This window comes from Paraburkholderia sp. JHI2823, assembly GCF_038900695.1.
Lineage (GTDB): Bacteria > Pseudomonadota > Gammaproteobacteria > Burkholderiales > Burkholderiaceae > Paraburkholderia > Paraburkholderia mimosarum.
The window spans coordinates 18,192-39,072 of the sequence record NZ_JAYMRY010000016.1; the positions used below are offsets into that span (position 1 = coordinate 18,192).

Annotated in this window: 21 protein-coding genes; 12 read left to right on the forward strand and 9 right to left on the reverse strand. The window is 65.0% G+C overall.

The genetic code is table 11. From position 1 onward, the window contains the following. Window positions 1-3: 3 nt before the first annotated feature. The 3 genes from VSR34_RS18550 to VSR34_RS18560 all read right to left on the reverse strand — a co-directional run bounded on the left by VSR34_RS18550 (window position 4) and on the right by VSR34_RS18560 (window position 2,682). Window positions 4-1,338, reverse strand: coding sequence for a glutamine synthetase family protein (locus VSR34_RS18550; RefSeq protein ID WP_342963170.1), 1,335 nt, complete (start codon window positions 1,336-1,338; stop codon window positions 4-6). A gap of 31 nt (window positions 1,339-1,369) precedes the next feature. Next, complete coding sequence (locus VSR34_RS18555) at window positions 1,370-2,179, reverse strand: gamma-glutamyl-gamma-aminobutyrate hydrolase family protein (protein WP_342963171.1); 810 nt, start codon at window positions 2,177-2,179, stop codon at window positions 1,370-1,372. 278 nt (window positions 2,180-2,457) lie between these two features. Further along, a complete protein-coding gene (locus VSR34_RS18560) occupies window positions 2,458-2,682 on the reverse strand; it encodes a hypothetical protein (protein ID WP_112171111.1) in 225 nt (74 codons plus the stop codon). Between the two features lie 445 nt (window positions 2,683-3,127). Here VSR34_RS18560 and VSR34_RS18565 point away from each other — a divergent pair, with 445 nt between their 5' ends. The 3 genes from VSR34_RS18565 to VSR34_RS18575 all read left to right on the forward strand — a co-directional run bounded on the left by VSR34_RS18565 (window position 3,128) and on the right by VSR34_RS18575 (window position 5,476). Next, window positions 3,128-3,679: a cupin domain-containing protein gene (locus VSR34_RS18565; protein ID WP_342963205.1), complete on the forward strand. Its 552-nt coding sequence runs from the start codon at window positions 3,128-3,130 to the stop codon at window positions 3,677-3,679. Between the two features lie 80 nt (window positions 3,680-3,759). Continuing rightward, complete coding sequence (locus VSR34_RS18570) at window positions 3,760-5,250, forward strand: aldehyde dehydrogenase (RefSeq protein ID WP_342963172.1); 1,491 nt, start codon at window positions 3,760-3,762, stop codon at window positions 5,248-5,250. Between the two features lie 67 nt (window positions 5,251-5,317). Then, window positions 5,318-5,476, forward strand: a complete 159-nt coding sequence (locus VSR34_RS18575; RefSeq protein WP_154671281.1) for a hypothetical protein — start codon at window positions 5,318-5,320, stop codon at window positions 5,474-5,476. Between the two features lie 13 nt (window positions 5,477-5,489). On the opposite strand, the gene VSR34_RS18580 is transcribed toward VSR34_RS18575, so the two are convergent. From VSR34_RS18580 to VSR34_RS18590, 3 genes are all read right to left on the reverse strand, one after another. Further along, window positions 5,490-6,335, reverse strand: a complete 846-nt coding sequence (locus VSR34_RS18580; RefSeq protein WP_028209797.1) for a carbohydrate ABC transporter permease — start codon at window positions 6,333-6,335, stop codon at window positions 5,490-5,492. Continuing rightward, window positions 6,332-7,237: a sugar ABC transporter permease gene (locus tag VSR34_RS18585; protein WP_028209796.1), complete on the reverse strand. Its 906-nt coding sequence runs from the start codon at window positions 7,235-7,237 to the stop codon at window positions 6,332-6,334. The genes VSR34_RS18580 and VSR34_RS18585 overlap by 4 nt, the downstream gene beginning before the upstream one ends. A gap of 214 nt (window positions 7,238-7,451) precedes the next feature. After that, window positions 7,452-8,684 (reverse strand): sugar ABC transporter substrate-binding protein, encoded by a 1,233-nt coding sequence (locus VSR34_RS18590; RefSeq protein ID WP_028209795.1) that lies wholly within the window; start codon window positions 8,682-8,684, stop codon window positions 7,452-7,454. Between VSR34_RS18590 and VSR34_RS18595 the strand changes: the two genes are divergently transcribed. The 4 genes from VSR34_RS18595 (at window position 8,669) to VSR34_RS18610 (ending at window position 11,840) form a co-directional block, all read left to right on the forward strand. Then, the gene (locus VSR34_RS18595) at window positions 8,669-8,977 is read left to right on the forward strand and encodes a hypothetical protein (RefSeq protein ID WP_155836757.1); all 309 of its coding nucleotides are present in this window, start codon (window positions 8,669-8,671) and stop codon (window positions 8,975-8,977) included. The two genes, VSR34_RS18590 and VSR34_RS18595, sit on opposite strands and share 16 nt — an antisense overlap. Continuing rightward, on the forward strand, window positions 8,974-9,747 hold the full coding sequence (locus tag VSR34_RS18600) for an SDR family oxidoreductase (RefSeq protein ID WP_028209794.1): 774 nt from the start codon (window positions 8,974-8,976) through the stop codon (window positions 9,745-9,747). The genes VSR34_RS18595 and VSR34_RS18600 overlap by 4 nt, the downstream gene beginning before the upstream one ends. 58 nt (window positions 9,748-9,805) lie before the next feature. Next, window positions 9,806-10,867: a sn-glycerol-3-phosphate ABC transporter ATP-binding protein UgpC gene (gene ugpC / locus VSR34_RS18605; protein WP_342963173.1), complete on the forward strand. Its 1,062-nt coding sequence runs from the start codon at window positions 9,806-9,808 to the stop codon at window positions 10,865-10,867. Window positions 10,868-10,928: 61 nt separating this feature from the next. Further along, window positions 10,929-11,840 carry a MurR/RpiR family transcriptional regulator gene (locus VSR34_RS18610; RefSeq protein WP_342963174.1) on the forward strand — a complete coding sequence of 304 codons (912 nt, stop codon included), beginning with the start codon at window positions 10,929-10,931 and terminating at the stop codon, window positions 11,838-11,840. A 9-nt stretch (window positions 11,841-11,849) separates the two neighbouring features. Here the strand turns inward: VSR34_RS18610 and VSR34_RS18615 are convergent, their stop codons facing one another. The 3 genes from VSR34_RS18615 to VSR34_RS18625 all read right to left on the reverse strand — a co-directional run bounded on the left by VSR34_RS18615 (window position 11,850) and on the right by VSR34_RS18625 (window position 15,147). Continuing rightward, complete coding sequence (locus tag VSR34_RS18615) at window positions 11,850-13,304, reverse strand: cytochrome P450 (RefSeq protein WP_342963175.1); 1,455 nt, start codon at window positions 13,302-13,304, stop codon at window positions 11,850-11,852. An 80-nt stretch (window positions 13,305-13,384) separates the two neighbouring features. Beyond that, on the reverse strand, window positions 13,385-14,269 hold the full coding sequence (locus VSR34_RS18620) for an IclR family transcriptional regulator (RefSeq protein WP_342963176.1): 885 nt from the start codon (window positions 14,267-14,269) through the stop codon (window positions 13,385-13,387). Beyond that, complete coding sequence (locus VSR34_RS18625) at window positions 14,257-15,147, reverse strand: helix-turn-helix domain-containing protein (protein ID WP_028231311.1); 891 nt, start codon at window positions 15,145-15,147, stop codon at window positions 14,257-14,259. Before VSR34_RS18625 ends, VSR34_RS18620 begins: the two co-directional genes overlap by 13 nt. A 292-nt stretch (window positions 15,148-15,439) precedes the next feature. On the opposite strand from VSR34_RS18625, the gene VSR34_RS18630 reads away from it, so the two are divergent. From VSR34_RS18630 to VSR34_RS18650, 5 genes are all read left to right on the forward strand, one after another. Beyond that, window positions 15,440-16,399 carry an MBL fold metallo-hydrolase gene (locus VSR34_RS18630; protein ID WP_342963177.1) on the forward strand — a complete coding sequence of 320 codons (960 nt, stop codon included), beginning with the start codon at window positions 15,440-15,442 and terminating at the stop codon, window positions 16,397-16,399. A 38-nt stretch (window positions 16,400-16,437) separates the two neighbouring features. Next, window positions 16,438-18,150, forward strand: a complete 1,713-nt coding sequence (locus VSR34_RS18635) for an FAD-dependent oxidoreductase (RefSeq protein ID WP_342963178.1) — start codon at window positions 16,438-16,440, stop codon at window positions 18,148-18,150. 27 nt (window positions 18,151-18,177) lie between these two features. Continuing rightward, complete coding sequence (locus VSR34_RS18640) at window positions 18,178-18,408, forward strand: DUF2783 domain-containing protein (RefSeq protein ID WP_036017696.1); 231 nt, start codon at window positions 18,178-18,180, stop codon at window positions 18,406-18,408. 360 nt (window positions 18,409-18,768) lie between these two features. After that, the gene (locus VSR34_RS18645; RefSeq protein WP_028209785.1) at window positions 18,769-19,977 is read left to right on the forward strand and encodes a Crp/Fnr family transcriptional regulator; all 1,209 of its coding nucleotides are present in this window, start codon (window positions 18,769-18,771) and stop codon (window positions 19,975-19,977) included. Window positions 19,978-20,077: 100 nt separating this feature from the next. Beyond that, a complete protein-coding gene (locus tag VSR34_RS18650; protein WP_342963179.1) occupies window positions 20,078-20,881 on the forward strand; it encodes a flagellar motor protein in 804 nt (267 codons plus the stop codon).

Consider the following 20,881-nt stretch of genomic DNA (forward strand, 5'->3'; position numbering starts at 1 on the left):
CGTTTATACGTGCAGCAGCAGGTGCTTGCGTTCCCACGAACTGATCACGCGGAAATACGCTTCGTATTCGGTTTCCTTCAGCGCAAGGTAGGCGCGCACGAACTTCTCGCCGAGAATGTCCATGAGCGGCTGGCTTGCGCTCATCAACGTGAGGCCTTCTTCCAGGTTGCGCGGCAACTGGTAGGGCAGCGAATAGCCGTCGCTCACGAGCGGATCGGTGGGCTTGAGGTGCTGCGTCATGCCCAGATAGCCGGCGGCGAGCGTCGCGGCGATCGCGAGATACGGATTGGTGTCCACGCCCGGGATGCGGTTCTCGATGCGGCGCGCGGCCGGCGACGAGTACGGCACGCGAAAGCCCACCGTGCGGTTGTCATAACCCCATGCCACGTTGATCGGCGCTGCCATGAAGCGCGAAAGACGGCGATACGAGTTGATGTACGGCGCGAAGATCGGCATCAACGCAGGCGTGTACTTCTGCTGGCCGGCGATATACGCGTAGAACATGTCGGTCGGCTTGCCGTCGGAACCGGTGAAAAGGTTCTGGCCGCTTTCCGCCGAGACGAGACTCTGGTGGATGTGCATCGCCGAGCCCGGCTCGTTCTCCATCGGTTTCGCCATGAAGGTGGCGTACATGTGATGGCGCAGCGCCGCTTCGCGCACCGTGCGCTTGAAGAGGAACACGCGGTCGGCGAGATTGAGCGGGTCGCCGTGCAGGAAGTTGATTTCCATCTGCGCCGCGCCCACTTCGTGAATGAGCGTATCGACTTCGAGATCCTGAATATCGCAGTACTCGTAAATGTCTTCGAACAGCGGATCGAATTCGTTCACCGCTTCGATCGAATACGCCTGGCGGCCCGTCTCCGGGCGGCCCGTGCGGCCGATCGGCGGCGTGAGCGGAATGTCCGGGTCCTTGTTCATGTCGACGAGATAGAACTCGAGCTCCGGCGCGATGACGGGCTTCCAGCCCTTCGCCTCATAGAGTTCGAGCACGCGGCGCAGCACGCGGCGCGGCGAGATTTCGACGGGCGAGCCGTCGAAATGCACGCAGTCGTGGATCACCTGGGCCGTGGGATCGACGGCCCAGGGAATGATGCGGATCGTCGATGGGTCGGGCACGCACACCATATCGGGATCGGTGACGCCGGTGAGGCTGCCGTCCTCGGGATAGTCGCCGGTGACGGTCTGGATCATCACGGCCTGCGGCAAGCGCATGGATTCGCCCGATTCGAACTTGCTGCGCGGAATGATCTTGCCACGCGCGATGCCCGCCATGTCGGGGATGATCGCTTCGATTTCGGTGATGTGGTGTTTCTTCAGGAATTCGTCGATTTCATGCATGATCTTTCTCTCTGTTCTGTATGGGCCGGCATCAGGCGTGGGCGGTGCGCGGCGCGTGCGCCACGTCGTGTCCGGCCCCGCCCGGTATTCGGGCCAGCATGCGGTTGCGGCAAGCCTCGCCGAACGCGTGGAAGATGGCGGTGGACAGGGCGTCGTCGGCATGCTTCCACTCGGGGTGCCACTGCACGCCGAGCGCGAAGCTGTTCGCGTTTGCAACGCTCACGGCTTCGATGAGGCCGTCGGGCGCGAATGCCTCGGCTACGAGGCCCGCGCCAAGCCGCTCGATGCCCTGGCCGTGCAGCGAATTCACGCGAGCTTCGCGCGAGCCGCCCGCAAGCCGTTGCAGCAGGCCGCCTTCCACGAGCTTCAACGCGTGCGCAGGACCATATTGCGTGTCGAGCGGATCGTCCTTGTTCTCGCGGTGGTCGTCATAGCGGGCAACGGTGTGCACCTGCTGATGCAGCGTGCCGCCGAAGACGACGTTCATTTCCTGAAAACCGCGGCAGATGGCCAGCACCGGCACGCCTGCCTCGATAGCGGCGCGCATGAGCGGCAGCGTCGTCGCGTCGCGTGCGGGATCGTGCAGCGTGCCGGTCTCGCTCGCCGGGCCGCCATAACGGTGCGGCTCGACGTTCGAGTAGCTGCCGGTGAAGAGCAGCCCGTCCACGGTTTCCAGAATGTCCGCCGCCGTCTGGCGCTCGCCGAGCGCGGGAACGACCAGCGCGAGCGCGCCTGCGCCGTCCACCGCCGCGGCGATGTACTTCTCGCCGGCAACGTGCGACGCGTGCGGCCCCATCATCGTGCGGTCGGCTGTGACGCCAACTAATGGTCTGGTTCGCATGACTAATGATTCACTTCCTTGCCCTTGCGCCATGCATCGACGCTACGGGCGTGACATGACCTTGCAGCCTTGCTGGACGCAAAACTACAACCCTGTGTGCTCCGGGGCAGCGACGCTAACGGATGGCGCTGCGCGTGGAGATCATGTAGGCGGTTCGCTTTCTTCCGGTGTGGGGCGCGACGGTGTTCAGACGCGCACGACGACATCGTTCAGGCGCGACGAGACACCTCGCGAACGAACGACGGCGAAGAAAACGAACGGCGCAGGAAGGAGAGGCGCTACGGCAGAAGCGACGCGACTTCGTCCGTGTGGACGGCGATGAATGCGCGCGCGGAAACGGAGTTGTGACGCCGCACGGAGCGGCGGGAAAGGATCGTGAAGACGGACAGGAACAGGCGAGAGGCAAGCCTGCCGCTACTGCCGTCGGCGAGGGCGGCGCAGTCACTGCGAAGACACCTCGCATGACTACGATCCCATCTCACCAGAGGGCCACGGACTCTCACAATAACACTCGACCAGTTGCGTTGAGGAAGACGTTTGGTGCAGGCATTCGAGGTCGTCAATTTTATTGCCGTTTCACACATTGAACGACTTCGATGTATCGCTTTCCAAACGCGGTCGATTTGCAATGTTTCTCGCATAAAACGCGTTTTTTGCACTGCAACGCGGCTGAAACACTGCGCTGTTCGACCTGTGGTTCAGCATATACGAGCCAAAAAGGGCGTCAATTATTTTTTTAAGTTTTTGACGTCAGCACTTTCCCCGAGGGTCTTTTGGATATAGCACGCTGTGCGAAACAAGGGCTTTTCTCCTTATATTTCGTATCACTTACAGGGGTTTGTACTGACGCAAAATAGAACAAACTGATTAGAATATTCAACACCTGCACCGCGTCGTGCACGCGCGTCTCCTTGTCAACGGTCCTTCATCGTGTCCGAGTCCTCCTCTGTGTCGTCCGAAGTCGCCACGCGCCTGCGGCATGTCCGCAAACGCTATGGCCTGTCGCAGCGGGAACTGGCCAAGCGCGCCGGCGTGACCAATGGCGCGATCTCGCTGATCGAGCAAAGTCGCGTCAGTCCCTCTGTCGGCTCGCTCAAGAAACTGCTCGAATGCATACCGATGAGTCTTGCGGAGTTCTTCACGTTCGATCTGAGCGAGGGTACGGGTGTCGTGTCGCGGCGCGGCGAAATGCCGAACCTCGGCAACGCGTCCATCGAGTTCTATCTGGCTGGTGCGAACATCAAGGACCGCAACATGTGCATCATGCGCGAGGTCTATCAGCCGCTTGCCGATACGGGGCCCGAGATGCTCACGCACGCCGGTCACGAAGGCGGCGTGGTGGTCGCGGGTCAGTTGGAGCTGACCGTGGATGGGACGACGTGGCTGCTCGACCCCGGAGACAGCTACTACTTCGAAAGCCGCTTCCCGCACCGGTTTCGTAATCCCAGCGCGAACGAAGTTTGCGAAGTGGTGTCGGCGAACTCGCCGCCCAGCTTCTGACTGCCTGATCGCGCAAACCCGTTTCATCTGGCGCCGCATCGAGGCGGACAGGGTGAATCGCAAATCATTGAGGCATCCTCATGGAAATGAAAACGCTCACTTACTGGCAGGACAAGGCCGCGACGCTATCGATCGAGGGCCGCGCATTCATCGACGGCGCGTATCGCGACGCGTACTCGGGCCGTACCTTCGACTGCGTGAGCCCGATCGACGGCAGGGTGATCGCGAACGTGGCAGATTGCGGCGCGGCCGACGTGGACGCGGCGGTTGCAGCCGCGCGCCGCGCGTTCAATGAAGGCGTATGGGCGGGCCTGAACCCACGCGCGCGCAAGGCAGTCCTGCTGCGCTGGGCCGCGCTCATGCGCGAGCATCTCGACGAACTCGCGCTGCTCGAAACGCTCGACGCGGGCAAGCCCATTGGCGACACCACGACCGTGGACGTGCCGGGCGCGGCCTATTGCGTGGAATGGTTCGCTGAAGCCATCGACAAGGTGGGCGGCGAAGTCGTGCCCGCAGATCATCATCTGGTGGGCCTCGTGACGCGCGAGCCCATTGGCGTGGTGGCCGCGGTGGTGCCGTGGAATTTCCCGATCCTCATGGCCTCGTGGAAGTTCGGCCCCGCCCTCGCCGCGGGCAACAGCGTCGTGCTCAAGCCATCGGAGAAGTCGCCGCTCACCGCGATTCGCGTGGCGCAGCTCGCGCACGAGGCCGGCATACCGGCAGGCGTGTTCAACGTGCTGCCGGGTGGGGGCGAGCCCGGCAAGCTGCTGGCACTGCATCACGACGTGGACTGCATTGCGTTCACGGGATCGACCAACGTGGGCAAGCAGATCATGCAGTACGCGGGCCAGTCGAATCTCAAGCGCGTGTGGCTGGAACTGGGCGGGAAGTCGCCCAACATCGTGCTGCCCGACTGTCCGGATCTCGACCGCGCCGCCAACGCCGCGGCGAGTGCGATCTTCTACAACATGGGCGAAATGTGCACGGCGGGCTCGCGCCTGCTCGTGCATCGCGAGATCAAGGAGGTGTTCCTCGCGAAACTCATCGAGGCCGCGAAGGCATATAAGCCTGGGAATCCTCTCGATCCGCAGGTGTCGATGGGCGCGATCGTCGACAAGATCCAGCTCGAGCGCGTGCTGGGCTACATCGAGGCAGGCCGCAAGGACTCGAAGCTGCTGGCAGGCGGCGAGCGCGTGAACCATCAAAGCGGCGGCTTCTATATCGAGCCCACCGTGTTCGACACGCACCACGACGCGAAGATCGCGCGTGAAGAGATTTTTGGGCCGGTGCTGTCCGTCATTACGTTCAACACGATCGACGAGGCCGTGCGCATTGCCAACGACAGCGATTACGGGCTGGCAGCGGCCGTCTGGACAGCAAACCTCACGCACGCGCACGAAATTTCGCGGCGCCTGCGCGCGGGCACGGTCTGGGTGAACTGCTACGACGAAGGCGGCGACATGAATTTCCCGTTCGGCGGCTTCAAGGAGTCGGGCAACGGCCGCGACAAGTCATTGCATGCGCTCGAAAAGTATACGGAGCTGAAGTCCACGCTCGTGCGGCTGCGCTAACGCAAAAGTAAGGGGCCCGCAGCGCTGCGGCGGCTCCTCGCGACCGCCGCCGCGCGTGGACGCGCGCGTGATGCTGCTGTTCGACTTCAAGATGATGTTCGTGGCGACGCTTCTCGTCATTCCGCTGCTATTTCTGATCCGGACTGGCCCGAACACCGTCACCCCCGATACGAGTCACGCGGCGATGGACCAGGCACGTCCTTCGCCTTTTCGCCCGGGCGCTTGAAAAAGCCGAGCCCTCACTTCACGGCGCCAAGCGCGAGGCCCTTCACCATATAACGCTGGAGCCACGCAAACACCACCGAAACCGGCAGCGTGGCCGCGAGCGTCGCCGCCATCACGAGTTGCCATTCCACGGTGTACTTGCCGGCCACCATGTCGGTGACCTGCACGGTGAGCGTTTTGTTCTCGGGCGAGCGGATCAGCGTGTAGACCACGGCGAACTCGTTCCATGCGCTGATGAACGTGAAGATCGCCGTCACGACCACCGCCGGGACCGCGAGCGGCAGGAACACGCGAAACACCGCACTGGTGCGGCTGCAGCCTTCGAGCCATGCCGATTCTTCGAGATCGCGCGGCACGGTCTGGAAATACGATGAGAGCATCCATACGGCGAATGCGATATTGAAAGCCGCATACGAGACGATCACGCCGATCTTCGAATCGACGAGATTGCCGTCGCCGTACGGAATCATCGCGGCGAGCCGGAACAGGCCGACCACGAGCAGGATCGGCGAGAGCATCTGCGTGACCAGCAGGAACTGCCGGTAAAGACCGCGCCCGCGAAACGGAAAGCGCGCGAGCGCATAGGCGGCCGGCAGGCTCACGGCGAGTGCGAGCGCGGTGGAAAGACAGCTCACCACGATGCTGTTGCGCAGCGCGACGCCGAAGTTCGCGGCCTGCCACATGTCGACGTAGTTCTGCCAGCGCCATTCCATGGGCAGCCAGCGCGCCGGAAAGACGAACACTTCCGATGCCGGCTTGAACGAGGTGAAGAACATCACGGCGAACGGGAACAGCACGACGAGGACGAGCGGCGAGAGCGCGAGCCAGCACCAGATCGAGCGTTTGAGCTTGCGGTTCATGCCAGGTCTCCTTGCGCGCTGCCGCGTTTGGCCTGCAAGCGCAGGTAGGCCACCGAAAATGCGAACAGAATGACGAGCATGATGAGCGAGACGGCGGCGGCTTCGCCTGGTCGTCCCAACCGAAAGCCGAGTTCGTAAAGGTAGGTGACGAGGATATGCGTGCTGTCGTCGGGGCCGCCTTGCGTCATCACCCAGATGATCGGGAACGAGTTGAACACGTAGATCACGTTGAGCAGGATCGCCATGTTGATGAACGGCTTGAGCAGCGGCAGCGTGAGCTGGCGGAACTGCTGCCAGGCCGTAGCGCCGTCGATGCGGGCGGCTTCGTAGATGTCGCCCGGCACTGAGGAAAGGCCGCCCATCAGGATGGTGGTCGTGAACGGTATGGACACCAGTATCCCGACGCAGATCTCGACCGGAAACGCATACTCGGGCGTGGCGAGCCAGTGAATCGGCCCGGCCGTGAGCCCGAGGCGCTGCAGCGTGACGTTGACCATGCCGTAGTCGTCGTTGAACGCCCAGCGCCACACCACGGCGGTCATGGTGAGCGAGACGGACCACGGCAGCATGACGATCGTGCGCGCAATGCCGCGGCCGTAGAAGTCCTGATTGAGCACGAGCGCGACCGGCACGGAAATGAGCACCGTGCCCACCACGACGAAGAATGTCCAGATCAGCGTGTTCCTTAACGCGCTCATGAACACCCGATCGCCGAACACGTTATAGAAGTTCTGCAGACCGCTGAAGTCGCGGATCTGCCCGAAGCGCGATACATCGTGCAGCGACTGGTACACGATGTTGAAGATCGGATAGCTGATGATGAAGAGCGCGAGCACGAGACTCGGCACGATCAGGAGCCACGGTGCGCGGGGCGTGGAAACGGCGCGGGGGAGTCGGCTCATGCGGGTTCGTGCGCGTGATCGGTCGGGGGCATCGCCGGCCGGCGGGGCGGCGGGCGAGGGCTTCAGTGGACCCGTAGTCATGTCGAAATCGTCGGTGCTTCGAAACGTCGGTTCTCAGGCGGCCCGGCGCGCGCCGCAGACTCTGGGCGCGCGCCGGGCAGGCCATCAAGGCAAGGCTTCCTGGCTGGCCGATACGCCAACCAGGTTGCCAAACTTACTTGCCGAGCGCCTTGTTCGCCTCGGTGGCCGCCTGGTTCAGCGCGTCGGCGGGCTTGGCCTTGCCGAGGTAGATCGACTGCATCGCGTTGGTCACGGCCTTCGCGGTGTCTTCCCAGCCCGTCACGGTCGGCGCGAACTTCGCGTGCGGCAGGAGCGCGATGAACGCCTTCGTGTCCGGGTCCTGGAACGCCGGGTCGGTCGCCTCGGCCTTCGTGGTCGGCAGGAAGCCTTCCGTGCTCGTGAACTGCACGCGCGGCTCCTTCGTGAACAGGAAGTCGAGGAACTTCCAGGCGCTCTTCTTCACCTTGGAATTCTTGAACATCATGATCGAGTCGGTCACCGCGTAGGTGGCGGGCGTCGTCGCAACCGGGATCGGGTCGATGCCGTACTTGATGTTCGGCGCTTCCTTCTTGAGCTGCTTGGCGAGGAACGGCGCCGAGATCATCATCGCCACGCGGCCCTGCTTGAAGAGGTTCTGCACGTCTTCGCGGCTGTAGCCCGTCACGCCAGGCTGCGTGAGACCTTCGTCGATCATGCTCTTGTAGAGCGTGGCGGCCTTCACGCCGGCCGGCGAGTTGAACGCGGCCTTGCCGTCCTTGCCCACCACGTCGCCGCCGTGCGTCCACAGCGCGTAGTAGTAGTACACGTCGGTTTCGATTTCCTTGCCTTGCAGACCGAAGCCGGCAATGCCCTTCGCCTTGAGCTTCTTCGAGGCGTCGATCACGTCGTTCCAGGTCTTCGGGCCGTCCGGATAGCCAACCGAAGCCAGCATATCCTTGTTGTAGTACAGCGCACGCGCCGAGGCGGCGATCGGCAGACCGTAGGTCTTGCCGTTGATCTGACCCGGGGCGAGGAACGGGCCGATGAAGCGGCCCTTGAAGTTCGCGTCCATATACGGGTCGAGCGGCTCGGCAATGTCGTCCTTCACGAAGTCGAGCAGCCAGCGCGTGCCGATGATCGCGAGGTCGGCATTGGCGCCGCCGGAGATGTCCGTTTGCAGCTTCTGTTGCAGCGAGTCCCAGTTCACGTCTTCGATCTTGATCGTGATGCCGGGATTGGCGGCCTCGAACTGCCTCGCCATTTTCTCGAAGTACGGAGCGGTGGCATCGCTGTAGTGCGCGACGGTCACGCGGACCGTATCGGCGTGCGCCGCGGCGGTGATGCCGGCGAACGCGAGCGCGACGGCGAGCTTGCCGAACATGGTGGTTGCACGTGCCTGAAACGACATTCTCTCTCTCCTGGGTAGTTGTTCCTGCTTATGCCGCCGCCATTTCCCCGGCCGCTGGGTTGCGTTGTTTGAAAAAATCCTACAGGATGAAAAAAACGTTGTCACCTGGTATTCCCGATATTGTTTCGAGCGCCGGGATTTGCATAACATGCTGTAAAACAGGGGAAATTCATGCGGTGCAGCAGCGCGGCGCGGTCGGTATAAACCCGCACAGGGCCGCCGCGCGTCATTCGTATGTAGGAAATTTACAGGCCCGCTGGCGCGACTGGAGGGCCGCACGGAGAGGGTTATGAGCCGGGTAGTGCTGGTGACGGGCGCGAGCGGCGGCATAGGCCGCGCGCTGTGCAAACGGTTTCTCGATGCGGGCGACACGGTGCTCGCGCTCGACCGCGACGCGGCGGGTGTGCAGCAGCTCGCGGACGAATTGGGCGCGGTGCGGCTCGAACCGCTCGCCGCCGACGTGAGTGACCCGGCCGCCGTGACTGCTGCGGTGGCGCGCGGCACGGCGGCGCGCGGCCCCGTGGACGTGGCGGTGGCGAACGCCGGCGGTGCGCTCGGCACGACGCTCGCGCGCACCGACGCCGAGAGCTGGCGGCGCGACATCGAACTGAACCTGAACGGCGCGTACTACACGGTCGAAGCCGTGCGCGCCTCGATGATCGAACGCAAGAGCGGTGCACTCGTGCTGATCGGCTCGGTGAACGGGCTCACCGCGCTCGGTCATCCCGCGTACAGCGCGGCGAAAGCCGGCCTCGTGAGCTACACCAGGGCGCTCGCCATGGAGCTGGGTCCGCATGGCATACGCGCGAACATCGTTTGCCCCGGCACGGTGAAGACGCCCGCGTGGCGCGAGCGCGTCGACCAGCATCCGAAGATATTCGAAGAACTAAGCAAATGGTATCCGCTCGGCGACGTCGCCACGCCCGAGGACATCGCCGACGCCGTGCAGTTTCTCGCCTCGCCGCAGGCGCGCGTCATTACGGGCGTGGCACTGCCCGTGGACGCAGGCCTGATGGCCGGCAACCGGCTGATGGCGAACGAGCTGACGCTCGATCCGTTCTGAGCCGCTCGAGCAAGCACGACGCAGCGACCTGTAAAGACTTCACGCACACGAGGACAGCATGGCAGCGGTACAACTGAACGGCATCTACAAGCGCTATGGCGAGACCCAGGTCGTGCATGGCGTCGATCTCGACATCGAAGACGGCGAGTTCGTCGTGCTCGTCGGCCCGTCGGGCTGCGGCAAGACCACGCTGATGCGCATGATCGCGGGTCTCGAAGACATCTCGGGCGGCGACCTCACGATCGCCGGCACGCGTGCGAACGCGCTGCCGCCGCAGCAGCGCAACATCTCGATGGTGTTCCAGAGCTACGCGCTCTACCCGCATCTCTCGGTGTACGACAACATCGCGTTCGGCCCGCGCATTCGCAAGGAGCGCGAAGGCGCGTTCAAGCCGCGCATCGAGGCCGCCGCGAAAATGCTCAACCTATCGAGCTATCTGGAGCGTCTGCCGCGTGCGCTCTCGGGCGGTCAGCGCCAGCGCGTCGCGATGGGCCGCGCCGTGGTGCGCGAGCCGGCGGTGTTCCTGTTCGACGAGCCGCTCTCCAATCTCGACGCCAAGCTGCGCGTGCAGATGCGCACCGAAATCAAGGCGCTGCACCAGCGCCTGCGCAATACGGTGGTGTACGTCACCCACGACCAGATCGAGGCGATGACGATGGCCGACCGCATCGTCGTGATGAACGCGGGCCGCATCGAGCAGATTGGCCGCCCGCTCGACCTTTACGACAAGCCGGGCAACCTGTTCGTGGCGAGCTTCCTGGGCTCGCCTTCGATGAATTTCGCCGAAGGCACGGTCATGAGCGACGCGCGCGGCACCGCGCTCGTGCTCGAAGACGGCGTGCGCATCGCGCTGCCCGAAGGCAAGGCGCAGGCGGGCGCGCGCGTGACGCTCGGCGTGCGTCCCGAGCACATCGAGGCGGGCGGCGACGTGCCGTTCAACGTCGAAGTGATCGAGCCGACTGGCGCGGAGACCCACTTGTACGGGAAAATAGGCGGCACGACATGGTGCGTCACCACGCGCGCGCGGACGGACATAGCGCCCGGCCAGCGCATGACGCTGGAATTGCCTCTCGCGCACCTGCATCTGTTCGACACTGAAAGCGGCAAGCGGCTCGATTGAAGCGGAAGCCCGCATCGAAACTGGATAGCGGGTGCCTCGTATCATTCACGGGAAAAACAGCTTGCCGGTCTCCAATCTCATCCATCACGTCCGCAACGTCGCGGCGTCGCTGCGTCCCGCCGAGCGCAAGGTCGCGGAGATGGTGCTCGCCGACATCGACTTCGCCATGCGCGCGAGCATCACCGAACTCGCGCAGCGCGCGGACGTGTCCGAGCCCTCCGTCACGCGCTTTTGCCGTGCGGTGGGCGCGCACGGCCTGCGCGACTTCAAGATGCGGCTCGCGCAGAGCGCGGCGGGCAACGTGCCCTTCGCGCTCGCCACCGAGACGACGGCAGGCGAGGCTGGCGGCGCTCAGTGGGCCGGTGAGGTCGGCACGCTGCTCGACAAGGTGACCGAGTCGGTCGTGCAGGGGGTGACGCACGCGCGTGCCTCACTGGATACCGCCGTGTTCGAAGCGGCCGTGGCGGCGCTGGGCAGCGCGCGGCGCGTGTACTTCTTCGGCGTGGGCGCGGGTTCGGGGCTCGTCGCGCAGGACGCGGCGCTGCGCATGCTGCGGCTCGACATCGCGGCGAGCGCGTTCACCGACGCGCATCTGCAGCGCCTCTACGCAGGGTTGCTCGAACCCGGCGACGTGGCGTTCGCGATCTCGCAATCGGGGCGCAGCGTGGAAGTGAACGAGAGCATTCAGATCGCCAAGGAGCGGGGCGCGACGACCATCGCACTCACGAGCGCGGGTTCGCGTCTCGCGTGGGTGGTGGACATTCCGCTCCTGCTGCGCGTGCCGGCCGCGAGCGACGCGCACGCGCCCGCTGTGGTGCGCATCGCGCATCTCGCGGTGCTCGATGCGCTCGCCCTGGGCGTGTCGCTCGGGCTCGGGCCCAAGGCGCTCGCGAAGATGCGCGATGCGCAGGCGCGCAGCGATGGCGCGCCCGACGATGCCTCGGCCGTTGGGACTCCCGAAGACGGGCGCTGAAACCCCGGCTCACGCGCTGCCGCTGCTGCTGCGCTCGCGAGGCCTCAGCCGCACGGGCATCGTATCCGGCACCATCGTAAACGCCTGCACTTCCCGGATTTCCGCGGGATCGATCGCCAGTTCGATCGTGAACGATTTCATCAGCATCGAGAGCGCGAGGCGCATTTCCACGGTCGCGAGATGGCGGCCCGGACACACGCGCGGCCCCGCGCCGAACTGCAAATAAGCGCGGACGTCATGGACTTTTTCGTCGGTGTCCTGATCGCCGCGCTTGATCCAGCGCCACGGATCGTAGCGCTGCGGATCGGAGAAGTGCTTCGCATCGAGCATCGCCGGACGAGCCACGAAGAACATGCGCGTGCCTTTGGGCAGCGCCACGTTGTCCACCACGACATCCTCCAGCGGCTCGAACGAATGCACGGACGCCACCGGACGAAGGCGCGTAGCCTCGATACAGATCGCCTCGAAAATATCGAGGTCTTTCAACGTCGCGTAGTCGGGGCAAACCGTCGAAGCGCCGAGCGCGCCTGAGGCCGTGTCGCCGAGATGCCGCTGCAAATCCGCATCGGCGGCGATGTAGGGCAGCGTCCAGGCGATGGAGTCGGCGGTCGTGTCCTCGCCCGCCAGCAGCAGCGTGAGCACGTTGGCGCGGATCTGCGCGTCGCTGATCGGCGTAGCGCCGTCTTGCGTCTCCTGCTGCGCGAGCATCGCTTCGAGCAGATTGCGCGGCGTTTCGGATGGTTCGTCGCGCATGCGCTCGCGGGCGCGCGCCATCATTGCGTTCACGTAGCGGTGCACTTCCTCCAGCGACTGCTCGAGCTTGCGATCCGCCGGCAGCTTGACGTATCGCCAGTAGGGGAAGAGCGCGTTCGTGCGCCTCATGACGCCAGGCAGGATGCGCTCCAGGTGCTCCTGAATCACGCCATGATCGCGCTCCAGCGTGCGCGGGTCTTCGCCGAACGCGAGCGCGCTCGTCACGTCCACCGTGTAGCGCTTGAGGTCGTCGGTCATCTCGATCGTCTCGCCGCGCTCGGCCGCGCGTTGCCAGCGGGTATGCAGGCGCTGCGTGATATCGGCCAGCGTTGGATAGAACGCCTTGATGTTGGGGATGGACAGCGCCTGCATCACGAGCCTGCGTTGCGGCTCCCACGCAACGCCTTCCGCGGAGAAGAGCCCGTTGAACCCCATCTCCTCGAACACGGCTTCGATCGGCTGATAGCGCCGGTAGCGATGCGGGCGCTCGCGCATGATCTGCTGGATCAGTTCGGTGTCGGTCCAGATCGTAATGGGGATGCTGCCTACCTGGAAGCGGTAGGGCGCACCGAGTTCGGCGGCCCATTGCTCGAGGATCAGATGCAGACGCGGCGGCGAAAGCTGCAGCAGATTGCCGAGCAGCGGCACGCCGCGCGGGCAGGGCAAGTCGGCGATCTGGCGCAAGGCCGGGCCGGTGGAAGCGGTGCTCATGTGCGGTCCTCGTCAAGTGGGCGCGCCGCTATATGCGGCTTGTTGTGCGCCGTGTCGTTTGCTACTGCCCCAGTGGGCGATCAGAGCGGGGCTGCCGCCGCGCCCGCCATGTAGCCGAAGCGGCGCGAAAGGCGCTCCGCTGCGGCCATGAGCAATTGCCCCGCCGTGCCTTCGCGCTCGACGTCGAGGCTGCCCGTAGGTCCCATCACCGCGAGCACGAGGCACACGCTGCCGGTATGGTCGAACACCGGCGCGGCAACCGTGCTGATGCCGGGAATGGGTTTGTCGAGCGCCGTGTCCACCCCGTGCGCGCGAATGGCCGCAAGCCGGGCGAGGTAGTCGGGTGTTGCGCCCTCGCGCGGCTTTGCGCCCGCTAGCCGCAGTTCATCCTGCGCGAGCAGCGCCTCGCGCACGTCGTCGTCGACCCATGCGGCGAATACGCGCCCGATCGCCGTGTTCACGAGCGACATCACCGTGCCGGGACGCAGGCTCACATGCAGCGGCAACGCCGATTCTTCGAGCCGCACGACGGTCGGGCCCAGCGGCCCCGGCACCGCGAGCGCGACGCTCATGGCCGTGGCGGCGGCGAGGCCGACCAGTTCGGCGTCGGCTTCGCGCACCGGCGAGAGGCGCGCAAGGCCGATCAGGCCGAGTTCGAGGCTGAGCGGCCCCGCTTCGTAGCGGCCCGCCGCATCGCGTGCGAGCAGGCCGATCTTCTGGAGGCTCACCAGATGCGGGAACGCTTTGGCGGGCGCCATGCCGGCGGCGGCGGCCAGGTCGCGCAGCGGCAGCGGCGTGCCCGCCGCGACGAGCGCCGCGAGCAGGTCACCCGTCACGTCCAGGGACTGGATGCCGCGCTGCGGCTTTTCCGCGGCATCGGCGGCTTCGTCGGCAATAGTGGCCGTCTGAACGCTGACCGATTCCGCTGCGTCGGACTGGGGGGGCGGGGCGCTTACTCGGGGCATGTTGGTGTCGGGGAAAAAGCAGCCGCGGCGATCTCGGCCGCGGCGTTGCGCAACGCGCGCACGACGGCGCCATTGGCGTGCACGTCGAGCACGCCGCTCGCGCCGATGGCGGTGAGCGTCAGCTTCGGTTCGCGCTGCGGATCGAGCACCGGCACGCAGACGCTGCTAACGCCGGGGCTGGGCGCGTCGATGCCGAGTTCGTAGCCGCGCGTGCGGATGGCCTCGAGCGATGCGAGGAACGCGACGTCGGGCGCCGGCGGCGTGCTTTCCTGCGACGCGCCGGCGCCATCGGCCGCATGACGGGTGCCGCGCCAGGCAGGCTGCGCCGACTGCCGCGTCCAGACGTCCTGCAGCGCATCCGCTGTGAGAAACGCGCAGAACACGCGGCCCGTGGACGTGGCGCGCAGCGACATCACAGTGCCCACGTGCAGGTTCACGTGCAACGGCAGGCTCGCATGCTCGTAGCGCACGATGGTAGGCCCCTGCGGCCCGGCGATGCACAGCGCGACGCTGCAGTTGAGCGCTTGTGCGAGCGCGGCTGCGCGCGGCACGGCCTCGCGCAGCGCGGGCTGCTGTGCGAGATGCAGGAGGCCGAGGCGCAGCGCGAGCGGGCCCGGCTCATAGCGCCCCGAAAGCGCGTCGCGCTTGATGAGCCCGAGGCGCGTGAGGCTCACCAGGTAGGCATGCGCCTGGCTCGACGGAATCTCGCCGCTCGTCGCGAGATCGGTGGCGCCAAGCGGCGCGCGCGCATCCGCGAGCGCGCGCAGCAGGCGCCCGCCCACCTCCACGCTCTGGATGCCGCGCTGCGTGCGGGCCGGCGCCGCGCTCTCAGGCGCTTGCGCGGACACCGATGCGGCGCTGTCGTTGCGACGTCTCATTGGCGCTTTTCTCTGGCTGAAAAAGGGTCCATGTTAACTGATGGGCGGCGCGCAATGGCTGCGGTCGTCAAGCCCTCGTGCCATCCAGCGTAGTGCGCGAAGAAATTAACGTATAGCGAAGTGAATCGCTATTGACAAATAAAACAGTGAAGGCCATCATGGCTTCACCCCGACACAACAGCGGTCCAGTTCTATTTCCAACGGGGCGAGACAAAGGCTGGCGCGTTGCGCGCCCCGCTCGTCGCGCTTCGCCCCGCCCGGCTTCAAGAGCCCCTCAATACGGAGACTCAACATGGCAAAGGCGTTCGCATCCCAGGCCGACCTCGAGGAAAAGAAGGTCACCTTCACGCAGCTCTCGGAAAACGCATACGCATACACCACGGAAGGCGATCCGAACTCGGGCGTCATCATCGGTGACGACGGCGTGCTGATCGTCGACACCACGGCCACGCCGGCCATGGCGCAGGACCTCATCGCGAAGATCCGCACGGTCACCGACAAGCCCATCAAGTATGTGGTGCTCTCGCACTATCACGCGGTGCGTGTGCTGGGCGCTTCGGCGTATTTCAAGGAAGGCGCGCAGCAGATCATCGCGAGCCGCGGCACCTATGAAATGATCGTCGAGCGCGGCGAAGCCGACATGAAGTCGGAAATCGAGCGTTTCCCGCGCCTTTTCGCGGGCGTCGAGACGGTGCCGGGGCTCACGTGGCCCACGCTCGTGTTCGAGAAGGAAATCACGCTGTTCCTCGGCAAGCTCGAAGTGAAGATCGCGCACCTCGGCTCGGGCCACACGAAGGGCGACACCGTGGTGTGGCTGCCGCAGCAGAAGGTGCTGTTCTCGGGCGACCTCGTCGAATACGACGCGGCCTGCTATTGCGGCGACGCCCAGCTCGCCGATTGGCCCGCCACACTCGAGGCGCTGCGCTCGCTCGGTGCCGAAAAGCTCGTGCCGGGCCGCGGCCCCGCGCTGCTCAACCCGGCGGAAGTCAACAAGGGGCTCGACTACACGAAGGACTTCGTGACGACGCTGCTCGCGCAAGGCCGCGCCGCCGTGGAGCAGAAGCTCGATCTCAAGCGCGCGATGGACCTCACGCGCAAGGCGATGGACCCGAAGTTCGGCCATGTGTTCATCTACGAGCATTGCCTCCCGTTCGACGTGACGCGCGCCTATGACGAGGCGAGCGGCATCACGCATCCGCGCATCTGGACGGCGCAGCGCGACAAGGAGATGTGGGACGCTCTGCAAGACTAAATACTGCGTTCGAGAACGGCATGGCTGGAGACAAAACGATGACTGACTATCAGACGCTGACCTTCGACTACGTGCGATGCAGCGAGCAAGCCCCGGACGCGCCGGCCAGCGTGCGCCCGGTCGTGGTGGTCGGCGCGGGGCCGGTGGGCCTCGCGACGGCCATCGACCTCGCGCGGCAAGGCGTTCCGGTCGTGCTCGTCGACGACGACTGCACGCTTTCCACGGGCTCGCGCGCCATCTGCTTTTCGAAGCGCTCGCTCGACATCTTCGACCGTCTCGGCTGCGGCGAGCGCATGGTCGAAAAGGGCGTGAGCTGGAACGTGGGCAAGGTGTTCCGCAAGGACGAACTCGTCTACACGTTCAACCTGCTGCCCGAAAGCGGCCATCACCGGCCGGCCTTCGTGAATCTGCAGCAGTACTATGTGGAAGGCTATCTGCTCGAGCGCGCGCAGGAATTGCCCAACCTCGAAATCCGCTGGAAGAACAAGGTGACGGGCGTCGCGCAGCGCGGCACGCCGGGCGAAAGCGACGCACACGTCGCACTCGAAATCGAAACGCCCGATGGCCCGTACACGCTGCTCGCGCGTTACGTGGTCGCCGCCGACGGTTCGCGCAGCCCCTTGCGCAAACTGCTCGGCCTCGACAGCCACGGGCGCACCTTCAAGGACCGCTTCCTGATCGCCGACGTGAAGATGGAAGCGGACTTCCCCACCGAGCGCTGGTTCTGGTTCGATCCGCCGTTCCATCCGAACCAGTCGGTGCTGCTGCATCGGCAGCCCGACAACGTCTGGCGCATCGACTTCCAGCTCGGCTGGGACGCCGACCCGGTGCTCGAAAAAACGCCCGAGCGCGTGATTCCGCGCGTGCGTGCGCTGCTCGGGCCCGACGTGAAGTTCGAGCTGGAGTGGGTGAGCATCTATACGTTCTCGTGCCTGCGCATGGACAGTTTCCGCCAGGGCAACGTGCTGTTCGCCGGCGACTCGGCGCATCTGGTCTCGCCGTTCGGTGCGCGTGGCGCGAATAGCGGCTTCCAGGACGGCGAAAACCTCGCGTGGAAGCTCGCCATGGTGCTGGAAAATCATGCGCCCGACGCGTTGCTCGACACCTACGCGAGCGAGCGCGAATACGCGGCGGACGAGAACCTGCGCAACTCCACGCGCTCGACCGACTTCATCACGCCGAAGAGTGCGGTGAGCCGCGTGTTCCGCGACGCCGTGCTGACGCTTGCCCGCGAACATCCGTTTGCGCGGCAACTGGTGAACAGCGGCCGGCTTTCCGTGCCGGCGGTGCTGCGCGAATCGTCGTTGAACACGCCCGACGAAGAGACGTTCGACGGCCAGATGGAGCCGGGCGCTTCGTGCGTGGACGCGCCGGTCGTCGATGCAGCAGGGCACGAGAGCTGGCTCCTTGCGCACCTGGGCGACCGGTTCGCGGGACTCCTGTTCAGCCGTGCGGGCTCCGCATTCGATACCGCGACGCTCGAAACGCTGCAGGCGCTTTCACGCACGCCGGTGCCGCTCAAGTTCGTCGTGATGCTCGAAGGCGATGCGGCGGTGCCCGCGGGCCTGCCCGCGGCGACGGTGGTGTTGCGCGACGTGCAAGGACTGGCCGCGCAGCGCTATGGTGCGCAGGACGGTGCGTTTTATCTGATACGCCCGGACCAGCACGTGAGCGCTCGCTGGCGGCGCGCCGATGCCGTGCGTGTGGAGAACGCGCTCAAGCGGGCGCTGTGCGTTCAAGGCACGGCATAGCGCTTTTTGAGGATCGAGGAGACGACAATGCTGAACACCCAACCGAATCTGGCACGGCCGGACGACTTCTACGAAGCGCTCATCGACATGCACCGCGATCTCGACGAAGCGCAAAGCCAGTCGGCCAACGCGCAACTGATCCTGCTGCTCGCGAACCACATAGGCGATCACGAAACGCTGATGCAAGCGATCCGCTTCGCACGGGCAGGTGTGACGGCGCCGGCAAGCAACGGCGCCACGGGAAAGCTTGCGGCGTGAAAGCGTCGATACGTGAAGACGTGCGGCTGGCGTAAGCGGGCCGCACGTTTTTTTGCGGCACGTGACGGCCCAATCAAAAATAAAAAAGCGCCGCGCAATTTGTCGCACGTTGCAATTCACAAGCGCCTTTGTAGCGCTACGCGCACACGCAATCGTTTGCGCGCGCGAATCACGATCGGCGCGATCGTGCACACACTTTCGACATGGGCTTTCGGCGCGCTTTCCGCGAGTGCCGGCTATGCAAACTGATTCAAGAACGCCCCGTAACGCGCCGTAAACGCAGCACATGGGACTTACATCGCGGACGCACGAGCCATTCGGATTCGTGTGAGCGATGGCAACGATTTCCGGGGACAGAACTTGAATCGCAGTCAAACATGGTCACGTACGGCGGCGCCTGGCGAGATCATTTATTCGGAAGGCTTTGCAGGCGAACGAGTGATATTCGTGGTCGCCGACGGCAAGGTCGAAATCTCCACTCGCTGCGACGACAAGAAGGTCGTGATGGCCACGCTGGGCCGCGGCGAGTTTTTCGGCGAGACCGCGCTGCTCGGCGCCGAGCCGCGTCCGAACACGGCCAAGGCACTGAGCTTTTGCCAGTTGACGGTCGTGCCGGCGAGCCTCATCGAAGAAGAGCTCGAACGCGTCTCGCCGATGCTGCGCCACGTCGTGCGCACGCTCACGCGGCGCGTCAAGGCGAAGGACGATCTGCTCGCGACCTATACGCATGCCGATTTCATGCCGGGCGTGCTTTCGTACGCGCACGTGCTCGCGCTGATCGCGGGCGCGAGCGATCGCAGCGATGGCGGCGATACCTGGTCGCGGCATGGCGCAAGCGGCGGCGAGGCGAGCGTGCCGCTGGCCGACGTGGTGCAGAAGTGCCGCGCGGTGGCCGGCCATTCGCGCCCGCATGTGATGGCCATGCTGCGTCGCATGGAGAAGCTCAATCTCATCGCCGTGCAAAGCGCGCAAGCCACGCATCTCGCCAACGGCGCGGCAGCCGAGGGCGCGTTGGGCCGCCAGGTCGTGACGTTCGACCCCGCGCGCATCGTCGAACGCGCGGCGCAGGTGGCCGACAGCGATCTCGACGTGTCGATCAACAGCGAACTCGAACTGATCGAACTGGCCGATCTCGAAGCGTTGATCGGCGTGGAGCGCAAGGTCATTCTCAACAAGCTCTCGCACGCCGAGATCGCCGACGAGGTTTTCGCGTTCCGCAAGTCGAAGGTACTCAACTTCGTCGAACAGAAGGGCGTGGCGTACTTTTCGAAGCGCGCGAGCCGCGGCTCGGGCGAACTCAAGTCGCTCGACGATCTTTTGTTCGTCGATCAGCGCACGTTGTTCGAAGCCGTGAGTGCGCTCGATACCTACGATCTCGCCAAGCTGCTCGCCTCGATCGAGGATGCGGCCGTGTCCGAGCGTTTGCTCGCGGTCATGGCGGACGCGCGCAAGAACGAGGTGTCGTGGGTCATGCGCCGCGACATCAAGATCGATCCCGTGGAAGTCGAGGACATCGAGCAACGCCTGCTTGAAACCGTGCGCACGCTCAAGTCGCCTGGCGCGCGCTGAGCGGCGCTATTTCACCTTCGCGCATTGCCGTCCCGGGCCGCGACCACGCGCCGGGCGGCGCATGCGCACGCAATGCGGATGGATTCATCCGGAGACATGCATGGATCTGCTTACCTTGTTGGGTATCGCCGTCGGGGCGCTGGCCGTGGTGGCCGGCTTCTCGCTCGAAGGCGGTCACTTCGTCACGCTGCTTCAGCCCGAGGCGCTTGCAATCGTGCTGGGCGGCACGCTCGGCGCCGTGATGATCCAGAACACCTGGGCGCGCTTCTTCGACGCCGTGAAGTCTCTGCGCATGGCCTTCGTGAAAGCGCCGCGCGTGGATCAAGCGAGTCTCGCCGCCGTGCTGGAGTGGGGCGATCAGGCGAAGATCAACGGCCTGCTCGCGTTCGAGTCGATGGATCTGCAAGGCATTCATCCGTTCGCTCGTCGCGGGCTGGAACTGCTCGCGAGCGGCGTCTCGACCGCCGTGCTCGAAGACGCACTCAATCGCGAGCTCGAAGCCTGCGGGCGCACGCATATGGCAGCGGCGCGCGTATGGCAGCAAGCGGGCGGCTATGCGCCGACGTTCGGCATACTTGGCTCGGTGCTCGGTCTCATTCAGGTGACGGGGCATCTCATCGAACCTGCGGAACTGGGGCCTGGCATCGCCGTGGCATTCGTCGCCACGCTGTATGGGCTCGCCTTCGCGAACCTGGTTTTTCTGCCGCTCTTCGGCAAGATGCGCGCGTACATCGAAAGCGAACTGCGTCTGCGCAAGCTCTACCTCGACGGCCTGCTCGCCATTTCCCGCAAGGAGTCGCCCCATACGATCGCCACGCGCCTCGCCGGTGAAGTCGGGCGCAACACCGGCGGCTTGCAGGGCGAAGCGAACGTGTGGGCGCTGGACACGACGCGCGCAAGCTGA